The 16,878-nt window shown below is 64.5% G+C and carries 15 protein-coding genes; 9 read left to right on the forward strand and 6 right to left on the reverse strand.

The window, feature by feature from the left end; all coding sequences use genetic code 11:
- Positions 1–18: 18 nt before the first annotated feature.
- Positions 19–1,425, reverse strand: a complete 1,407-nt coding sequence (locus BM408_RS10470; protein WP_092129749.1) for a peptidylprolyl isomerase — start codon at positions 1,423–1,425, stop codon at positions 19–21.
- Entirely contained in the window at positions 1,418–3,868 is a 2,451-nt protein-coding gene (locus BM408_RS10475) for an LPS-assembly protein LptD (RefSeq protein WP_092129751.1), read from the reverse strand. Before BM408_RS10475 ends, BM408_RS10470 begins: the two co-directional genes overlap by 8 nt.
- 117 nt (positions 3,869–3,985) lie before the next feature.
- On the opposite strand from BM408_RS10475, the gene BM408_RS10480 reads away from it, so the two are divergent.
- The 4 genes from BM408_RS10480 to BM408_RS10495 all read left to right on the forward strand — a co-directional run bounded on the left by BM408_RS10480 (position 3,986) and on the right by BM408_RS10495 (position 7,693).
- Complete coding sequence (locus BM408_RS10480; RefSeq protein ID WP_092129753.1) at positions 3,986–5,092, forward strand: aminoglycoside phosphotransferase family protein; 1,107 nt, start codon at positions 3,986–3,988, stop codon at positions 5,090–5,092.
- A 100-nt stretch (positions 5,093–5,192) separates the two neighbouring features.
- Positions 5,193–5,954, forward strand: a complete 762-nt coding sequence (locus BM408_RS10485) for a 16S rRNA (uracil(1498)-N(3))-methyltransferase (RefSeq protein WP_092129755.1) — start codon at positions 5,193–5,195, stop codon at positions 5,952–5,954.
- A 31-nt stretch (positions 5,955–5,985) separates the two neighbouring features.
- On the forward strand, positions 5,986–7,155 hold the full coding sequence (locus BM408_RS10490; protein WP_092129757.1) for an MFS transporter: 1,170 nt from the start codon (positions 5,986–5,988) through the stop codon (positions 7,153–7,155).
- Positions 7,156–7,219: 64 nt separating this feature from the next.
- Entirely contained in the window at positions 7,220–7,693 is a 474-nt protein-coding gene (locus BM408_RS10495) for a YidB family protein (protein WP_092129759.1), read from the forward strand.
- Positions 7,694–7,701: 8 nt separating this feature from the next.
- Here the strand turns inward: BM408_RS10495 and BM408_RS10500 are convergent, their stop codons facing one another.
- Positions 7,702–8,631 carry an alpha/beta hydrolase gene (locus BM408_RS10500; protein ID WP_092129761.1) on the reverse strand — a complete coding sequence of 310 codons (930 nt, stop codon included), beginning with the start codon at positions 8,629–8,631 and terminating at the stop codon, positions 7,702–7,704.
- 82 nt (positions 8,632–8,713) lie between these two features.
- Positions 8,714–10,189: a M20 family metallopeptidase gene (locus tag BM408_RS10505; protein ID WP_092129763.1), complete on the reverse strand. Its 1,476-nt coding sequence runs from the start codon at positions 10,187–10,189 to the stop codon at positions 8,714–8,716.
- 211 nt (positions 10,190–10,400) lie between these two features.
- Here BM408_RS10505 and BM408_RS10510 point away from each other — a divergent pair, with 211 nt between their 5' ends.
- A complete protein-coding gene (locus BM408_RS10510) occupies positions 10,401–11,237 on the forward strand; it encodes a DUF72 domain-containing protein (protein ID WP_092129765.1) in 837 nt (278 codons plus the stop codon).
- Here the strand turns inward: BM408_RS10510 and asd are convergent, their stop codons facing one another.
- Positions 11,238–12,092: an archaetidylserine decarboxylase gene (asd, locus tag BM408_RS10515; protein ID WP_092129767.1), complete on the reverse strand. Its 855-nt coding sequence runs from the start codon at positions 12,090–12,092 to the stop codon at positions 11,238–11,240. It abuts the gene before it with no gap.
- A gap of 61 nt (positions 12,093–12,153) precedes the next feature.
- Complete coding sequence (locus BM408_RS10520; protein ID WP_092129768.1) at positions 12,154–12,342, reverse strand: heavy-metal-associated domain-containing protein; 189 nt, start codon at positions 12,340–12,342, stop codon at positions 12,154–12,156.
- Between the two features lie 157 nt (positions 12,343–12,499).
- Here BM408_RS10520 and BM408_RS10525 point away from each other — a divergent pair, with 157 nt between their 5' ends.
- From BM408_RS10525 to alkB, 4 genes are all read left to right on the forward strand, one after another.
- Entirely contained in the window at positions 12,500–14,941 is a 2,442-nt protein-coding gene (locus tag BM408_RS10525; RefSeq protein ID WP_092129770.1) for a heavy metal translocating P-type ATPase, read from the forward strand.
- Complete coding sequence (gene cueR / locus BM408_RS10530; protein WP_092129772.1) at positions 14,934–15,347, forward strand: Cu(I)-responsive transcriptional regulator; 414 nt, start codon at positions 14,934–14,936, stop codon at positions 15,345–15,347. The genes BM408_RS10525 and cueR overlap by 8 nt, the downstream gene beginning before the upstream one ends.
- 102 nt (positions 15,348–15,449) lie before the next feature.
- The gene (locus tag BM408_RS10535) at positions 15,450–16,193 is read left to right on the forward strand and encodes a 2OG-Fe(II) oxygenase (RefSeq protein ID WP_092129774.1); all 744 of its coding nucleotides are present in this window, start codon (positions 15,450–15,452) and stop codon (positions 16,191–16,193) included.
- Positions 16,194–16,213: 20 nt separating this feature from the next.
- Complete coding sequence (gene alkB / locus BM408_RS10540; RefSeq protein WP_092129776.1) at positions 16,214–16,867, forward strand: DNA oxidative demethylase AlkB; 654 nt, start codon at positions 16,214–16,216, stop codon at positions 16,865–16,867.
- The last annotated feature ends 11 nt before the right edge of the window (positions 16,868–16,878 follow it).

Raw genomic sequence — 16,878 nt, forward strand, 5'->3', positions numbered from 1 at the left:
ATGACCGTGGGGGCCATCTCACTGCGGCGGCTCACGGTACTCCACATACGCGCGGCCACGAACGTCCTGCGCCCACAGCGCATAGGCTTCGTTCTGCTTTTTCTCGCGCAGCGCATTACGCGCGATCTCACGTTGGTCTTTTTGCGAGAGCTGGGTCTCACGGCGCTCAAGCACCTGAATCAGGTGCACGCCAAACCGGGACACCACAGGATCGGATACCTGGTTGGGCGCCAGGCCGTTCATGACTGTTTCGAATTCGGGCACAAACACGCCGGGGCTCACCCAGCCCAGGTCACCGCCTTCTTTGGCCGATCCGTCTTCACTGATCTCGCGGGCCGTAGCTGCAAAATCGGCTTGCCCGGCCTGAATGCGCTTTTTGACCTCGGCCAGTTTTTCGATCGCAGCAGCTTCAGTCAACCTGGCATTCAGACGCAACAGGATGTGCCTGGAGTGCGTCTGCGTCACGAGCGCACTGGGCATGCCGGCTTGCCGCTTTTCAATTACCTTCAGGATGTGGAATCCGGCGCCGCTTCGCACGGGGCCGGCCAGGCCACCGGCCTGCAAACTCTGGGTTGCATCCACAAAAAGCTGAGGATAACGGTCCACACTGCGCAGGCCCATCAAACCGCCGGCAGCACGGGTGGGAGACGCAGAGAATTCGGCCGCCAGGGCTGTGAAGTCGGTGCCGCTGCGCGCGCGGTCGACCACCTGCTGGGCCCTGGCCTGCAGCGCGGCGACTTGTTCCGGCGTAGCGTTCTCGGGCACCGCCACCAGAATCTCGGCCAGATTGAGCGCAACCGGCGATGCATCGGCGCTGGCGCCGCCCTGGTCACGCAGGAACTGGTCTATCTCCTGGTCCGTCACAACAACCTTCGAATCCACTTCACGCGCGCGCAGGCGGCCGACCAGCAGTTCGTCGCGCACTTCAGAGCGGAACTGGGCGTAGTCGACGCCGTCCGCCCTCAAGCGGCTGCGCAACTCGTCCACCGTGACCTGGTTCTGGCTGGCCACCGTCTGGACTGCGGCGTCGATGGCGTTTTCTTCAATCCGGATACCGGAGGCGGTTGCCATCTGCAATTGCGCCTTGTCGCTGATCATGCGCTCCAGCAGTTGCTTGACCAGCTCGCTGCGCGGCGGCATGGCTGCCCCTTGCTGGGCGATCTGTTGCTCGGTACGAATCACCTTGAGGCGGACTTCGCTGTTGGTAATGGGTTCGGAATTCACCACCGCGACGATGAAGTCGGCCTGGCGTTGTGCCGTGCCCTGGGCCGGCCGCGTGATCGGGTCCGAAAAACGCAGGGGGGCGGAGGGCCTGAGGCCCTGGGCCTGCGCTCCCGCCGTCAACAGAATCGAGAGCGCCAGCGTCATTGCAGCGGCTGGTGCAAAGCCCGAAAAGAATTCTGGGGAAAAACGGGTATTAGTCATAAGTGGTAAAGCGGCTTGGAGCATCGATTTTCTCACGCAGGTACTGGTAGCGCGGAACATTTGACTTGAGGGTTTCCAGGGGGTTGGCGCCGATGCGGGAGAAGCCTACCAGCTCCAGCTGGAACATGATCCGCGTGTCCGACGTGCCCGTGCCGGTCTGTGAGCGCTGCAGCACGACCCGGCCGATCCAGCAGCAGCCGTCGTATTCGACGCCGACGATCGAGTCGACAAGCCGCTTGTCCAGCACGCTGTAGTTGAGCCGGCCGACAGCGTAATAGCGCCCCGCGCCCTGGCCCTGTCCGGCGCCCAGGTCTTTGCCCTTGTCGCCCCACAAATCATTGATGGGCCATTGCCAGCCCACGTCGATTTGCTCGCTGACGTTGCGCTGGCGGCGGAATGCGGCGCTGATGACGCGGTAATTGCCGGGGTTGTAGCGCACGCCGATGGACGCCCGCTCGGACTGCCTGGTTTTCGGGTTGTACTGCACCGTGCTGTCAAAAGACCATTGCGGCACCCAATTGATCGACGCGCCGACCAGCAGATCGCTGATGCGGTCGGTGACCGGCAGCGCACCCGGCAGCGTGACCCGCTGGTCTTCAAACCGCAGGCGCTGTGCAACCCCGACACGCATGGCCTCGGCGCCGGTGGCGGGATCCAGCAAACGGGACGTCACGCCCAGCGTCAGCAGATTCGCGTCTGAAATCCGGTCGTTGCCGACAAAAGCGTTCTCGGTGAACACCGTCGCAAAGTTGAAGTCGTTGATGCCCGAATCGTAGTTGGGCAAGAGGCTCTGGTCGCGGTAGGGCGTGCGCACGTAAAAGGCCCGCGGCTCCAGCGTTTGCGTAAAGCTGCGGCCCAGGAAGCTGGCATTGCGCTCAAACTGCAGGCCGCTGTCCAGGCTGAAGGTCGGCACGACGCGCGACGCGGTTTTCGAGCCATTGGGCAGCATCGAATCAAACTGGTAGCTTGTGGCATGCAGCTGTATCTTGGGCGTGATGAATCCCGAAGACGACAGCCAGGGCCGGCTGACCTGCCACCTGGTGAATGCGCGGTTGCTGTTGGGCTGGTTGGTCAGGCTGCTGTCCGCCGAAAAACGTGTGTAGTCGCCCTCGATAGACCAGTCAAAGCCATTGCCCAGGCGCCCCAGGGGCGCATCCACCCGCGAATAGGTCGCCGTGAACTGCGGGAGACGGTCATACGGCGGGACGATAGGAGAAGTCACATCCTGCAGGGTTTGCCACTTCAGCGTCCGCATGGTAGTGGCCAGATAACCCTGGCTCCAGGAAACGGTGGCGTCCTGGGACAACAGCCGCTGGGTGGTTGAACCGGAACGGGCCGGGAAGTCACGCCAGTAATCGTTGTCACTGACCCGGTTCAGGTTCAGATTGAGCCCCAGGGAGCCAATGGAAGACAGGCCGGTATTGATGGTGCCGGAATGCTGGTAGGCATAAGACCAGCGGTCCCGGTCACGCAGCTTGTCGCCCGGGAGGTAGTTGGCACGCACCTCGCCCCTGTAGCTGGGCTCCAGGTAGCGGAACTCGCCCGCCAGGTCCAGGCCGCGCTTGCTGAGGATCGCGGGGGAAAACGTCGCATCCCGGTTGGGCGCGATGTCAAAGTAATAGGGCTGGCGAAACTCAAAACCGTTGGTCGACCCCATGCTCACGGTCGGCGGCAGCAAACCCGACTTGCGCTTGTCGCTCAGGGGAAAGCTGAACTTGGGAAAGGCAAGGATAGGCACTTCCTTGAAGCGGACGACCGCCCCCCTGGCCACACCGACCTCACTGTCGAAGTCGAACTCGAAGCTGTCGGCGCGCAGTATCCAGGCAGGCTTCCAGCTCTCCTCGTCGTCACGCTCACACGTGGTGTAGGTGGCGGTGCGGGCCGTCAGGTGGTTCTCGTCGAGGAAGTCCACGCGCTCGGCCCGGCCGTTGCCGCCGTTGCTCAGGAAGCGGTAGCCGGGCGTGGTGAAGAAGCCTTCAAACCTGTCGAGCTTGATTTCCAGCTCAGGGCCTTCAAACCGGTTGCCGGCCCGGTTGATGCGGACGTTGCCGCGGCTTTTCACCTGGTCGTCGGGCTGGTAATACTCGATGCGGTCTGCGCGGATGGAGGTCGCGCCGCGGCGCAGTTCAGCGTTGCCGTCGATCAGGGTGTCCAGATCGGGCCGGCCCGACACGCGGTCGCCATACACAAACGTCGGACCCCGGTCTTGCGGGTCGTTGGAGACTTCTTCGGCCAGCTGGGCCGAAGACTTCAGTTTTAACGCGCTATCGGTCTGCGCCATCTCGGCCGGCGTGGCGGCTTTGGCCGCACGTGCCGGCGCCGGCGCAGTCTGGGCGTGCGCCGTCCCGGCAGCGGCCATTCCCAGCGTGGCGCAAACCATCAGCCTGGAGACAGCGTTCGCTATCGGGGAGAGAATAAAAGGCGAGGGGGATGCGCGGCGCATCGTTTATGTGAGATAAACCCGTTTGTAAAATCAGGCCTGATTATCCATGACCCTCCACATCCTCCCCGCGCCGCCAGACCAGGGCGTCATCGCAGGGCGGCCAAAGGCCTCGCAAACATGAATCTCCCTCCCATTGCCTGGGCCGACGCCGCCCGTGCCGGCGCCTTCGGCAACTGGCTGGCGGCCGCCGCCAGCCAGCACCACCTGCAAGCCGATACCCTCAGGCCGGCTTCCGCCGACGCCAGCTTTCGCCGCTACTTCAGGGTCGACGCCGTAGCGGGCGATGCAAGTTATATCGTGATGGACGCGCCGCCCGCGAAGGAAGATTGCAAACCCTTCGTCAAGGTGGCCGGCCTGATGGCAGACGCCGGCTTGATCGCCCCGCGCGTGCTGGCATGGGATGAACCGCTGGGTTTCATGCTGCTGAGCGACCTGGGTGCGCAGACCATGATGGAAGCCATCGCCCCGCCCGCCGAAGTCGACGCGATTGCCAGCCCGACCCCTGCGCACTACGACTTGTATGTGAATGCGGTGGACGCCCTGGTGCGCTGGCAGCTCGCCTCGCAGCCCGGCGTGCTGCCTCCCTACGACGATGCCTTGCTGTCGCGCGAGCTGGCGCTCTTTCCGGACTGGTATGTCGCCAAACACCGCGGCATCGCGCTGGACACCGGGCTTCAGGACAAGCTGAACGTCATCTTCGAACAAATCAAGGCCAGCAACCTGAACTCGCTCGATGGCGCACGGGTGTTTGTGCACCGCGACTTCATGCCGCGCAATCTGATGATTCCAAATGCAGCGGCGGCCGCTCAGGCGGATGCGCCGCCACTCGGCGTGCTCGACTTCCAGGACGCGGTCTACGGCCCCATCACCTATGACATCGCCAGCCTGATGCGCGATGCCTTCCTGACCTGGGAAGAGGATTTTGTGCTGGACATCACCGTGCGCTACTGGCAAAAGGCCCGCAAGGCGGGCCTTCCCGTAGGCGACGATTTTGGCGAGTTCTACCGCGCCGTCGAGTGGATGGGCTTGCAGCGCCACCTCAAGATCCTCGGTATTTTTGCGCGGCTCACGCTGCGCGACGGCAAGCCCAAGTACCTGGCCGATACGCCCCGCTTCATCAAATACGCCCGCAACACCGCCGCGCGCTACCGCCAGCTCGGGCCGCTGATGGTGCTGCTGGACGAGATTGAAGGCAATGAAACCCGCGTGGGCTACACTTTCTGATGCCAAATAGGGCGTTTAGCCTTATCAGGATTGCGCAAGTAGCTCTTGTTTTTATAGCAACACGCCTTTCCCATACTTCACCCACACCCAGGCCAACTTCGTGACCGCCCGCTTCTACGCCGACATCGCCCTGTCGCCCGGCACTTCCGTCAGCCTGCCCGCGCATGCGGCGCGCCATGTGCAGGTCTTGCGCATGCAGCCCGGCGACGCCCTCACGCTGTTCAACGGCCGGGGAGACGGCCAGCCCGGCAGCGAAGGTGAATTCGCCGCCACCGTTGAGCGCATGGGCCGCAGCGAGGTTGACGTCATGGTCGGCGCCTACACCGCCACGACGCGTGAGGCCAGCCGCGCGGTGCACCTGGCCGTCGGCATGCCCGCCAATGAGCGCATGGACTGGCTGATCGAAAAGGCCGCCGAGCTGGGCGTGGCCAGCATCCAGCCCCTGATGTGCGAGCGCAGCGTGCTGCGCGTCAAGGGCGAACGGGCCGACAAAAAACTGGCGCACTGGCGCGGCGTTGCCATCGCGGCCTGTGAGCAATGCGGCCGCAGCCGCGTGCCGCTCATTCACGACGCCGCCAACCTGGCCGACTGGCTCAAAGGCGCAGGGCAGGGCACGGCTGACGGCGGCGCCCGGCTGCTGCTGTCGCTGCAAGGCGGTACGCGGCCATTGGCTGAAGCAGTCGCGGCAGCCGGCGGCGGTGCGCTGACCTTCCTGAGCGGCCCCGAGGGCGGCCTCGGCCCCGCCGAGGAAGCCGCGGCCATCGCCAGCGGTTTTACGCCCGTGACCCTGGGCCCGCGCGTGCTGCGCGCTGAAACCGCGCCGCTGGCCTGCCTGTCGTTTCTGGCATTGGCCTCTGTCTAACGAACGGGATGCACCTGATGCAGCAGCAGCCATGAACCGCAACCTCTGGCTGCTGGCCATCTGCCAGGGCCTCTTTCTCACCAACAACGTCACCTTTATCGCCATCAACGGCCTGGTCGGCCTGAACCTGGCGCCGCTGGGCTGGATGGCGACTTTGCCCGTGATGGGCTATGTGGTGGGCGGGGCGCTCTCCACGGCCGTGGTGGCGCGCACGCAAGCGCGCTTCGGGCGCAAGATATCCTTCCAGATGGGCCTGATGGTGGCTGTCGCCTCGGCCCTGCTGTGCTGCTATGCGGCTTACAGCAGGAACTTCTGGCTGCTGGTGACCGCCACGGTGGTGGCGGGCTATTACAGCGCCAATGCCCAGCTTTACCGGTTTGCCGCGGCCGAACTCGCCCTGCCGGCGTTTCGTGAAAAAGCCATTTCCCTCGTGATGGCGGGCGGCCTGCTGGGCGCCGTCGCCGGGCCCAATCTGGCGGCGCGCACACAAAGCCTGACTGAAGTGCCCTTTGCGGGTGCCTACCTCGCGCTGGCCGGTGTGGCGCTGCTGTCCATGGCGCTGCTGGCCTTCATTGAATTTCCGCCACCGCCCGAAGCACATACCGCCCGCGGAGGCCGGCCCCTTGGCGAAATCATGCGGCAGCCGGTCTTCATCGTGGCCGCGGCCGCCGGCGCGCTGGGCTTTGGCGTGATGAACCTGCTGATGGCGGCCACGCCGATTGCCATGCAGGTCTGCGGGCTGCCGTTTTCCAGCGTCGCGCTGGTGCTGGAGTGGCATGTGATCGGCATGTTCGCGCCGGGTTTTTTCACCGGCCACCTGATACGGCGCTTCGGCACCTTGCCCATCATGGCGGTGGGATTGGCGCTCAATGTGCTGTGCGTGCTGATTGCGCTGTCGGGCGTGGAGCTGAAAGAATTTCTCATCGCGCTTTTTGTGCTGGGCCTGGGCTGGAATTTTCTTTTCACCGGCGCCACCACGCTGGCGCTCACCGCCTACCGCCCGGAAGAAAAAGACAAGGCGCAGGGTGCGCTCAATTTCTGCATTTTTGCCGTGCTGGCGGTGTCTTCGCTGGCCTCCGGCGTATTAGTGACCACGCAAGGTTGGGCGCTGCTCAACCTGGGTTCACTGCTGCCGCTGGGGCTTACCGCGGCGGCGCTGGCCTGGCTTGCACTCGGACAACGCAAGGGCCAGAATGCCTGAGCCACTTTCGCTTCTAGTGCTCCGCTTCATTCACCACACCTGAACCACACCCGAGGAGTTTGTCATGGGTTTACTCGATTCCGTATTGGGCAGCGTCCTCAAGAACACGCAGCAACCCGGCGAAGGCGCAGCTGCCGCCGGCGGCCTGGGCGGCCTCATCGGCATGCTCGCCAGCAATCCGCAGCTGATCCAGATCGTTACCGGCATGCTGGCCAACAACGGCGGGCAGGGCGGCCTTGGCGGCCTGGTCAGCAAGTTTGAGCAAGCCGGCCTGGGCGATGCCATCAATTCCTGGATAGGCAGCGGGGCCAACCAGCCCGTTTCGGGCGACCAGATCACAAACGCGCTGGGCGCGGGCACGGTGTCCGACATTGCCGCCAGGCTGGGCGTGGACCCGGCCGACGCCGCCAGCCAGCTGTCCCAGATGCTGCCGGGCCTTATCAACCACCTCACGCCAGAAGGCCAGGCACCCGCGCAAGGGCTGGGCAACGGCGACGATCTGATGGGAATGCTGGGCGGCCTGCTTCAACCGCGTTGATTCAAAAACTAAAAGCGGGCGTCCAGCCAGGCTTTGAGCGTGTCAAACACCGGCGTCGAGTCGACTTCGTTGAAGATCTCGTGATAAAGCCCGTCAAAACACCGCGCCGTCACCGTTCCGGGTTTGACTGCCGCTGAGTTGGCTGCGTTTTCCGCAAAGGCGCGGCTGCCGGCCGGGTTGACGAGCTTGTCCGCGCCGGCATACATCAGCAGCGTGGGCGTATGCCACTGGGCGGCGGCGGCCACCGTTGCCGGGCCGGCGGTGGCGATGAACTTGCCCAGGCGCGGCGAAATCCTGTTGTGCACCTGCCGATCGGCCAGGTATTTTCTGACCACCTCCTGATCGTGCGAGATATAGCGCGCGTCCAGGCCGTTGCCCACACACAGGTCGGGCGCCAGCCTGGGCATGAAGCTCAGCAGAAACTTTTGCAGGGGCCCCAGGCCCGGGTCCAGCGCCGGGGAAGACATGACAAGGCCTTCGACGGGGCGTATGCCGAGCGACACAAAGCGGCTCACAACCAGGCCGCCCATGCTGTGGCCCAGCAGGATCAGGGGCAGGTGTGTGGAAGACTCCGGATGCCGCCTGTCCGCATAAGCCGCCTCCAGAAGGCGCATGCCGCGCAAACGCGTGTCGTCGACCACCTCGGCCAGGTCATCGAGCAGCGCGGTCTCATTGGGCAGCGCGCCACGGGCGCCGCCCGACTCGCCATGGCCGCGCTGGTCGTAAGCGCGCACGGCGAAGCCCCATTCCATCAGTTGGTGCGCAACGTGGTCATAGCGGCTGGCATGCTCGCCCAGGCCGTGCACCAGCAACACGATGGCGCGCGGCGGCGGCGCATATTGGCCCATCTCGTGCGCCCAGGCATCCAGCGGCCACTCGTACAGGGCCAGGTTCTCGCCGTCGCGGGCGGTGAAGGGCGCTAGGACTGTCGACTGCATGCGGCGGCGCAAACCTGGCCTGGCACAGCTGGGACATGCACCGCCGGCAAGCCGCGGAGCGAAGAAAGGCGGTGCATCCGCATCAACCGGGAACGCGGGCCATCACATGCGCGACCGCGGCGGTCAGCTTCTTGGCATAGGGCACGTTCAGGAATTCGTTGGGGCCGTGCGCATTGCTCTTGGGGCCCAGCACGCCGCAAACCATCATCTGCGCCTTGGGGAAACCTTTGCTCAGCATGTTCATCAGCGGAATGGTGCCGCCCTGGCCGATGGTGCCGCAGGGAGCGCCGAAAAAGCTTTGCGAGGCATCGTTGAGCGCGTTTTCAAACCAGGGCACGGTGCTGGGTGCGTTCCAGCCGGTGGCGCCGCCGTTGCTTTCGAAGGTGACCTTGGCCTGGTAAGGCGCGTTGTCTTCCAGCAGGGTTTTGAGTTCCTGCACAGCCGCGGCCGCATCGATCAGCGGAGGGAAACGCAGCGACAGCTTGAAGGCGGTGTAAGGGCGCAGCACATTGCCAGCGTCCTTAAGCGCCGGAAAGCCTTCGGCGCCCGTCACGCTGAGCGTAGGGCGCCAGGTGCGGTTGAGCAAAGCTTCGACCGGGTCGGTCGTCGTGGGCAAGGCAAAGGCGCTGGAGCCTTCGCAGTCGTAGTGCGCCCACGGAAAGCGCTTGTAGATTTCTTCGCCGAGGATTTTGGCGGTAGCCTGCGCCTGGGCCAGGCGGTCGGCCGGGACTTCGCAGTGAAAGCTTTGCGGCAGCAGACGCCCGGTCTTGCTGTCTTCCAGGCGGTCCAGCACCTGGCGCATGATGCGAAAGCTCGACGGCACCAGGCCGCTGGCGTCACCGGAATGCACACCTTCGGTGAGCACTTCAACCTTGAGCACACCGGCCGCATTGCCGCGCAGGCTGGTCGTCAGCCACAGCTGGTCGTAGTTGCCCGCGCCGGAGTCCAGGCACACCACCAGGGCGACATCACCCAGGCGCTCGCGCAGCGCGTTGACGTAGGGCAGCAAGTCGTACGAGCCGCTTTCTTCGCAGGTTTCGATCAGGCCGACGATGCGCGGGTGCGGCACGTTTTGCGCCTTGAGGGCTTGCACGGCGGCAATGCTGGCGTAGACGGCATAGCCGTCATCGGCGGCGCCGCGGCCGTAGAGCTTGCCGTCTTCATACTTGGCCGTCCACGGGCTCAGGTCATTGCGCCAGCCGGTGAACTCGGGCTGCTTGTCGAGGTGGCCGTACATCAGCACGGTTTGCGTCGAGTCGGGGCGGGTGGCCGGGATTTCAAAAAACAGCACCGGTGTGCGGCCTTCGAGCCGCACAACCTCGAGCGTCAGGCCTTCGACCTTTTGCGCTTCAACCCAGGCTGCCGCATTGCGCATGACGGTGTCGATATAACCGTGCTGCGCCCAGTTGCTGTCAAAGGTGGGGGACTTGGCGGGAATGGAGATGTAGTCGGTGATCTGCTTGACGATGTCGCCGTCCCATTGCGCGGTGACCTGTGAAAGGGCCTGGGCGGCGTTAAGGATGCTGGCGGGGATTTCACGGTGCAGTGGGGCGTTCATTGGGGGGACTCCGGGGAAAATCAGCTTTTTAGGACAGCGTTTTGCTGCGGTACCTGCTACTGTACGCTTCCGACACAGACCGCGCCACTGAGCTCAGGAAGACCCGCAATTGGCGGTTTCAACCTGTAGCGCCCGGCCGGCGAGGGCAAAGATATCCCCTCTATTTGGATGAGAGGGATGAGAGAACAGGCCAGCACATCACGGAGCCGACATGACACCAGCAAGCACTTTCGCACCGGCCCCCCACCGCATCCGCGCAGGCGTAGGCGGCTGGACTTTCGAGCCCTGGCGCAGCAACTTCTTTCCGCCCGGCCTGCCGCACAGCCGGGAGCTGGAATACGCCAGCCGCAAACTCAGCGCCATCGAGGTCAACGGCACCTACTACGGCACGCTCAAACCGGCCAGCTTCAAAAAATGGCACGACGAGACACCTGACGACTTCGTGTTTTCCCTGAAGGCCTCACGCTACGCCACCAACCGCCGGGTGCTGGCCGAAGCGGGCGACTCCATCCAGCGCTTCATCGACAGCGGCATCAGCGAACTGGGCCGCAAATTGGGGCCCATCGTCTGGCAGTTCATGCCCGGCAAGGTGTTTGACCCAGAGGATTTCGAGGCATTTCTGGCGCTCCTGCCCAAACAGGTGGACGGCCGCGCGCTGCGGCATGTGGTCGACGTACGCCACGAGAGTTTCATGTCGCCCGACTACCTGGCGCTGGCGCGCCGTTACAAGGTCGCCACGGTATTTACGGACGCTGACAAATTTCCGTCGTTTGCCGACCTGACGGGCGACTTTGCCTATACACGGCTGATGATGAGCGATGCAGATCTGGAAACGGGCTACGAAGGCAGCGCACTCGACGCCTGGGCTGAGCGTGCGCGGCAATGGGCGGCAGGCAATGCGCCGGCCGACCTGCCGGCACTGGAAGACGTGCCTGCACAAGGCCAGCCGCGCGACGTGTTTGTGTATTTCATCAATGGCGCCAAGGAGAGGGCGCCTGCGGCCGCTATGGCTTTTCTGGACCGGCTGGGCTTTAAGCCCGCCGTTTGATCAGGCGTAAGAAGCCATGGCCTCACCCAACCGGATGCCGCGGCCAGGCGCCCACTCAGGGTTGAACGTAAGCGGCCCTTTGGGGAACAACATGACCACCGTGGAGCCGAGCAAAAAGCGGCCCATTTCATCGCCCTGCTGCAAACGGACGGCGGAGGTCGGCTCATTGGGATAGTCCCACTGCTTCACCACCTTGCCGCGCGGCGGGTTGACCACGCCGTGCCACACCGTGGCCATGCTGCCGACAATCGTTGCGCCGACCAGCACCAACACAAAAGGCCCGCGCGCCGATTCAAAAACGCAGACCACACGCTCGTTGCGCGCAAACAGCCCCGGCACGCCGCGCGCGGTGACCGGGTTGACCGAGAACAAATCACCCGGCACATAAATCATGCGCACCAGCCTGCCGCCTGTGGGCATATGGATGCGGTGGTAATCCTTGGGGCTCAGGTAGAGCGTGGCGAAATGGCCGTCCTGGTACTGCGCCGCCAGCGCCGCGTCGCCGCCCACCAGCGCGGTGGTCGAATAACTGTGGCCCTTGGCCTGGAAGATCTGGTCTTTCTCGATCGCGCCGAACTGGCTGATCGCGCCGTCCACCGGCGAAATCAGCTCGGCGCTGGCCAGGGGCCGCGCACCGGGCTTGAGCGCGCGCGTGAAGAAATCGTTGAAGGTGGCGTAGCTGGCGATGTCGGAATTGAGCGCCTCGTCCATGTTGACCTGGTACTTGGCAACAAAGCGGCGGATGATTTCGGTGGTGACCCAGCCGCGCTCACGCGAAGCCACGAAACCGGCAAAGGCAGTCAGCGCCTGCTTGGGGAACAGGTATTGGGGAAGGACGGCGAATCGGTCGGACACTAGGCGGCTTGAATGGTGAGGGAAGGGCCATTCTATCGACGCCGGCCGCCGTGCAGACTGATCACTGTGCGGGATAACCCGCCTGGGCAAGCGCCGCCGCTACGGTCGGCTGGTCTTGCGAGGACTGCACCACGACCTTTTTGGATGCCAGGTCGATGTTGACCTGCGCGGCCGGGTCCAGTGACTTGACGGTCTGGGTGATGACGCCGGCGCAGTGGCCGCAGCTCATGGCGGGGATGGTGAATTCCATAAACCTGTTTCCTTAAAGTTAATACAGCTTTGGACGAGAGTCTGAACCTTCCCATGGGGGCAGGGTCAAGCGGCGCCCAGGAAATCCTGCGTCCGTTCAGGGCTATTGCCTTGCGGCGCTTGACCCTCCCATGGTGGTAAGGTTCAGACTGCCATCCATGAACACCACACACACCTTGAACACGCCTTCCGCCGCACCAGCACTGACCGAGTGGCAGCTTCCCATCGAAGGCATGAGCTGCGCGTCCTGCGTGGCGCGTGTGGAGCGCTCCCTCGCCAATGTCGATGGCGTGCAGGATGTCAGCGTGAATTTTGCGACCGAGCGGGCCAACCTCAAGGCGCGCGGCGACGTCGGCATGGACACGCTGAAGGCCGCCGTCACACAAGCGGGCTACCGCGTGGCCGAGCAATCCCTGCAACTCCAGATAGACGGCATGACTTGCGCGTCCTGCGTGTCGCGGGTCGAGAAAGCCCTCAAGCAGGTGCCGGGCGTGCTGTCGGCCAGCGTCAACCTGGCGACAGAAACTGCTGAAGTCAGCGCGGTGGGTGGCGCGGCCCTATTGCCTGCGCTCACGGCCGCAGTGGCCAAGGCCGGCTACCAGGCGCGTGAAATCCCAGCTACCGGCGCCCCTGCCGACAAGCCCGCTACCGCCTGGTGGCCTATTGCACTGGCCGCCGCTTTGTCAGCGCCGCTGGCGCTGCCCATGGTGGGCGCACTGTTCGGCAAGGACTGGATGCTGAATGGCTGGCTGCAATGGCTGCTGGCCACGCCGGTGCAATTCTGGTTGGGCGCGCGCTTTTACCGCGCCGGCTGGGCTGCCTTGCGCGCCCGTACCGGCAATATGGACTTGCTGGTGGCGCTGGGCACATCGGCCGCCTACGGACTGAGCGTGTATCAGCTGTGGCGGCATGGTGACCATGGCATGGCCCACTTGTATTTCGAGGCCTCGGCGGTTGTGATCACACTGGTGTTGCTGGGTAAATGGATGGAGGCGCGCGCCAAACACCAGACGACGGCGGCGATCCGTGCGTTGCAGGCACTACGGCCCGACACCGCGCGCCGGCGGCGCGACGGAAGCGATGAAGATGTGCCTTTGCAAGACATACAGCTAGGCGACCTGGTGGTGGTGCGCCCCGGTGAACGCATCGCGGTGGACGGCGAGATCGTGGAAGGCAGCACCCAGGTGGACGAGTCGCTGATCACCGGCGAAAGCCTGCCTGTGGCCAAACATGCAGGCGACCGCGTGACAGGCGGCGCGGTCAACGCCGAAGGCCTGATCGTGGTGCACACCACGGCCATAGGCGCGGAATCCACCCTGGCCCGCATCGTGCGCATGGTCGAATCGGCCCAGGCCAAAAAAGCCCCGATACAGCGCCTGGTGGACCAGGTAAGCGCGGTGTTTGTACCCGTGGTGATAGTCATTGCCCTGGTGACGCTGCTGGGCTGGGGCCTGGCGACGCAGGATTGGGAGGCCGCCATTCTCAATGCGGTTGCCGTGCTGGTGATTGCCTGCCCCTGCGCGCTGGGCCTGGCCACGCCCACCGCCATCATGGTGGGCACCGGGGCTGCGGCGCGTCAGGGCATTCTGATCAAGGATGCGGAAGCGCTGGAGGTGGCGCACAGCGTCAAAGTCGTAGCTTTCGACAAGACCGGCACCTTGACCGAAGGCAAGCCCGAGCTGGTGGCGCTGGAGCCCCACGCGATCACGGCCGATGAGCTGCTGGCCTGGGCCGCCGCCATTCAGTCGGGTAGCGAGCATCCGCTGGCCCGCGCAGTAATGCAGCGCGCGATGCAGCAGCGGCTTGAGATTCCTGCGGCAACGGGGCTGCGTGCCGTTGCCGGCCGCGGCATGGCCGCCGTGGTGGCAGGCCGTGAACTCCGGCTCGGCAGCCCGCGCTTCATGCAGGAGCTGGGCCTGGACCTCACCACTTTTACGTCCTTAAATGCGCGTGCCAAAGAACTGGAAACCCAGGGCCGCACGGTGTCGTGGCTGACCGAGATCAGCGCTACCCCGCGATTGCTCGGACTGATGGCATTTGGCGACACCCTTAAAAGCAGTGCCGCGCCGGCGATTGCGCGCCTTCATGCACTGGGCATTCAGACCGCTTTGGTGACCGGCGACAACCGCGGCAGTGCTGAAGCGGTGGCGCAGCAACTGGGGATAGACCTGGTGCACAGCCAGGTTCTGCCTGAGGACAAGGCCGCCATCATCGGGCAGCTAAAGGCCGGCGTGCAGGCGCAGAACGGACGTGTGGCCATGGTCGGCGACGGCATCAATGACGCGCCAGCCCTGGCGGCCGCCGATGTGGGCATTGCAATGTCTACCGGCACCGACGTGGCCATGCATGCGGCCGGCATCACGCTGATGCGCGGCAACCCGGCGCTGGTTGCCGATGCCATAGCCATTTCACGCCGCACCTACGCCAAGATTCGCCAGAACCTGTTCTGGGCTTTTGTTTACAACGTGGTCGGCATTCCGCTGGCCGCGCTGGGCCTGCTGAGCCCGGTCATTGCCGGCGCGGCTATGGCGCTCAGCAGCGCCAGCGTGGTGATGAATGCCTTGCTGCTGCGCCGCTGGAAAGGAAACACCCATGACTGATGCCATCACGATCGGACCCCTCAACATCGGCCAGGCCGCCGTGCAATCCGGCGTGTCGGCCAAGATGATCCGCCACTATGAATCGCTGGGCCTGCTGCCCACTGTGCACCGCACCGACGCGGGCTACCGCCAGTACGGCGAAAAAGAAGTGCACACGCTGCGCTTCATACGCCGCGCCCGCGCGCTGGGTTTCAGCATGGCCGAGATCACCGAGCTGCTCAAGCTGTGGCAAAACAAGCGCCGTGCCAGCGCGGATGTCAAACGCATCGCGCTGGCCCATGTGGCCGACCTGGAGCGCCGCATCGCCGAGATGGAAGCAATGAAGCAGACGCTGAGCCATCTGGCGCACTGCTGCCAGGGCAATAGCCGGCCCGACTGCCCCATCCTGACCGAGCTGGCGGCCTGAAGTTGCTTCAATGAAATGTCCGAATCCGGCGAGCGATAGCGAGCCGCCGGATTTATCCTGAGGGATCTTGATGGACGTTCCATCACCTTCACGGACTAGCGCATGCCACTTGCTTCTGAAACAGCCTCTCTTTTGCCCGAGTCGGTTGATGCCGGTACCGACACGGACAGCTGGGCCCGCATCACGTCGACGCTGAACCGCGATGGCAGCGCGGTGCTCCCGCAATTGCTGAGTCAAAAGGAGTGTCAGGCCTTGGCAGGGATGTATGCCGACGCGCGCCGCTTTCGCAGCCGCGTGGTGATGCAGCGCCACGGCTTCGGCCAGGGCGAATACCAGTACTTCAGCTACCCGCTGCCGGACATCGTGGCCCGGCTGCGCACCACGCTTTACCCCCGGCTGGTTGGCGTGGCCAATGCCTGGAACCAGGCCATGGGAATTGACGTGCGTTATCCCGCTGCCCATGCCGATTTCCTCGCACGCTGCCATGAGGCCGGCCAGCAGCGGCCCACGCCACTGCTCTTGCAATATGGGCCGGGTGACTACAACTGCCTGCACCAGGACCTGTATGGCGAACACGTGTTTCCGGTCCAGGTCGCGGTGCTGCTGTCCCGGCCTGGCGAAGACTTCACCGGCGGCGAATTTGTGCTGACCGAGCAACGCCCGCGCATGCAGTCGCGGCCCGAAGTGGTGCCGCTGCGGCAGGGCGATGCCGTGGTGTTTGCCGTGCACCACCGGCCGGTGCAGGGCAGCCGCGGTTTTTACCGCGTCAACATGCGGCATGGCGTGAGCACGGTGCGCAGCGGGCACCGGCATACGCTGGGCATTATTTTTCACGACGCGGCGTAACACGGCGTAAAGGAGATGGTGTGACCCTGAGGCTTTTCGATGAAACGCCGGCGCCTTACGTGGCGCCCGAGGTGATCGCGCCGGGCGCGATGCTGCTGCGCGGCTTTGCCCTCGGGGTGGACGAGGCCTTGCTGCAAGCTGTGGAAGGCGTGGTCGCCGCCGCACCGCTGCGCCACCTGGTCACGCCAGGCGGCTACACCATGTCGGTCGCCATGACGAACTGCGGCGCGCTGGGCTGGGTCTCAGACCGCAGCGGCTACCGCTATGACGCGAAAGATCCGCTTTCAGGCCAGGCCTGGCCGTCCATGCCGGCCTGCTTTGCCGAGCTGGCCTTGCGTGCCGCCGCAGAAGCGGGCTTCGATAACTTCCGCCCGGACGCCTGCCTGATCAACCGCTACGAACCCGGCGCGCGGCTGTCGCTGCACCAGGACAAGGACGAAGGCAGCATGGACGCGCCCATCGTGTCGGTATCGCTAGGCCTGCCCGCGGTGTTTCTGTTCGGTGGTTTGAGGCGCAGTGATTGCACCGCGCGGTATCGGCTGCAGCATGGCGACGTCGCTGTATGGGGTGGCCCCTCGCGGCTGGCTTATCACGGTGTGGCGCCGCTGGCAAAGGGCGAGCATGCGCGTCTGGGCGCGCAACGCATCAACCTGACATTTCGCTGCGCACGCTGAAGGAGTGCGAA

It is taken from the genome of Polaromonas sp. YR568 (assembly GCF_900116715.1).
In the GTDB taxonomy this organism is placed as follows: Bacteria; Pseudomonadota; Gammaproteobacteria; order Burkholderiales; family Burkholderiaceae_C; genus Polaromonas.

Coding starts and splice junctions, on each gene's coding strand:
- BM408_RS10495 (WP_092129759.1), top strand. CDS start 7,220: ATGGGTTTACTCGATTCCGTATTGGGCAGCGTCCTCAAGAACACGCAG.
- cueR (WP_092129772.1), top strand. CDS start 14,934: ATGACTGATGCCATCACGATCGGACCCCTCAACATCGGCCAGGCCGCC.
- BM408_RS10525 (WP_092129770.1), top strand. CDS start 12,500: ATGAACACCACACACACCTTGAACACGCCTTCCGCCGCACCAGCACTG.
- BM408_RS10500 (WP_092129761.1), bottom strand. CDS start 8,631: ATGCAGTCGACAGTCCTAGCGCCCTTCACCGCCCGCGACGGCGAGAAC.
- BM408_RS10470 (WP_092129749.1), bottom strand. CDS start 1,425: ATGACTAATACCCGTTTTTCCCCAGAATTCTTTTCGGGCTTTGCACCA.
- BM408_RS10520 (WP_092129768.1), bottom strand. CDS start 12,342: ATGGAATTCACCATCCCCGCCATGAGCTGCGGCCACTGCGCCGGCGTC.
- BM408_RS10475 (WP_092129751.1), bottom strand. CDS start 3,868: ATGCGCCGCGCATCCCCCTCGCCTTTTATTCTCTCCCCGATAGCGAAC.
- BM408_RS10535 (WP_092129774.1), top strand. CDS start 15,450: ATGCCACTTGCTTCTGAAACAGCCTCTCTTTTGCCCGAGTCGGTTGAT.
- BM408_RS10480 (WP_092129753.1), top strand. CDS start 3,986: ATGAATCTCCCTCCCATTGCCTGGGCCGACGCCGCCCGTGCCGGCGCC.
- BM408_RS10505 (WP_092129763.1), bottom strand. CDS start 10,189: ATGAACGCCCCACTGCACCGTGAAATCCCCGCCAGCATCCTTAACGCC.
- BM408_RS10490 (WP_092129757.1), top strand. CDS start 5,986: ATGAACCGCAACCTCTGGCTGCTGGCCATCTGCCAGGGCCTCTTTCTC.
- BM408_RS10510 (WP_092129765.1), top strand. CDS start 10,401: ATGACACCAGCAAGCACTTTCGCACCGGCCCCCCACCGCATCCGCGCA.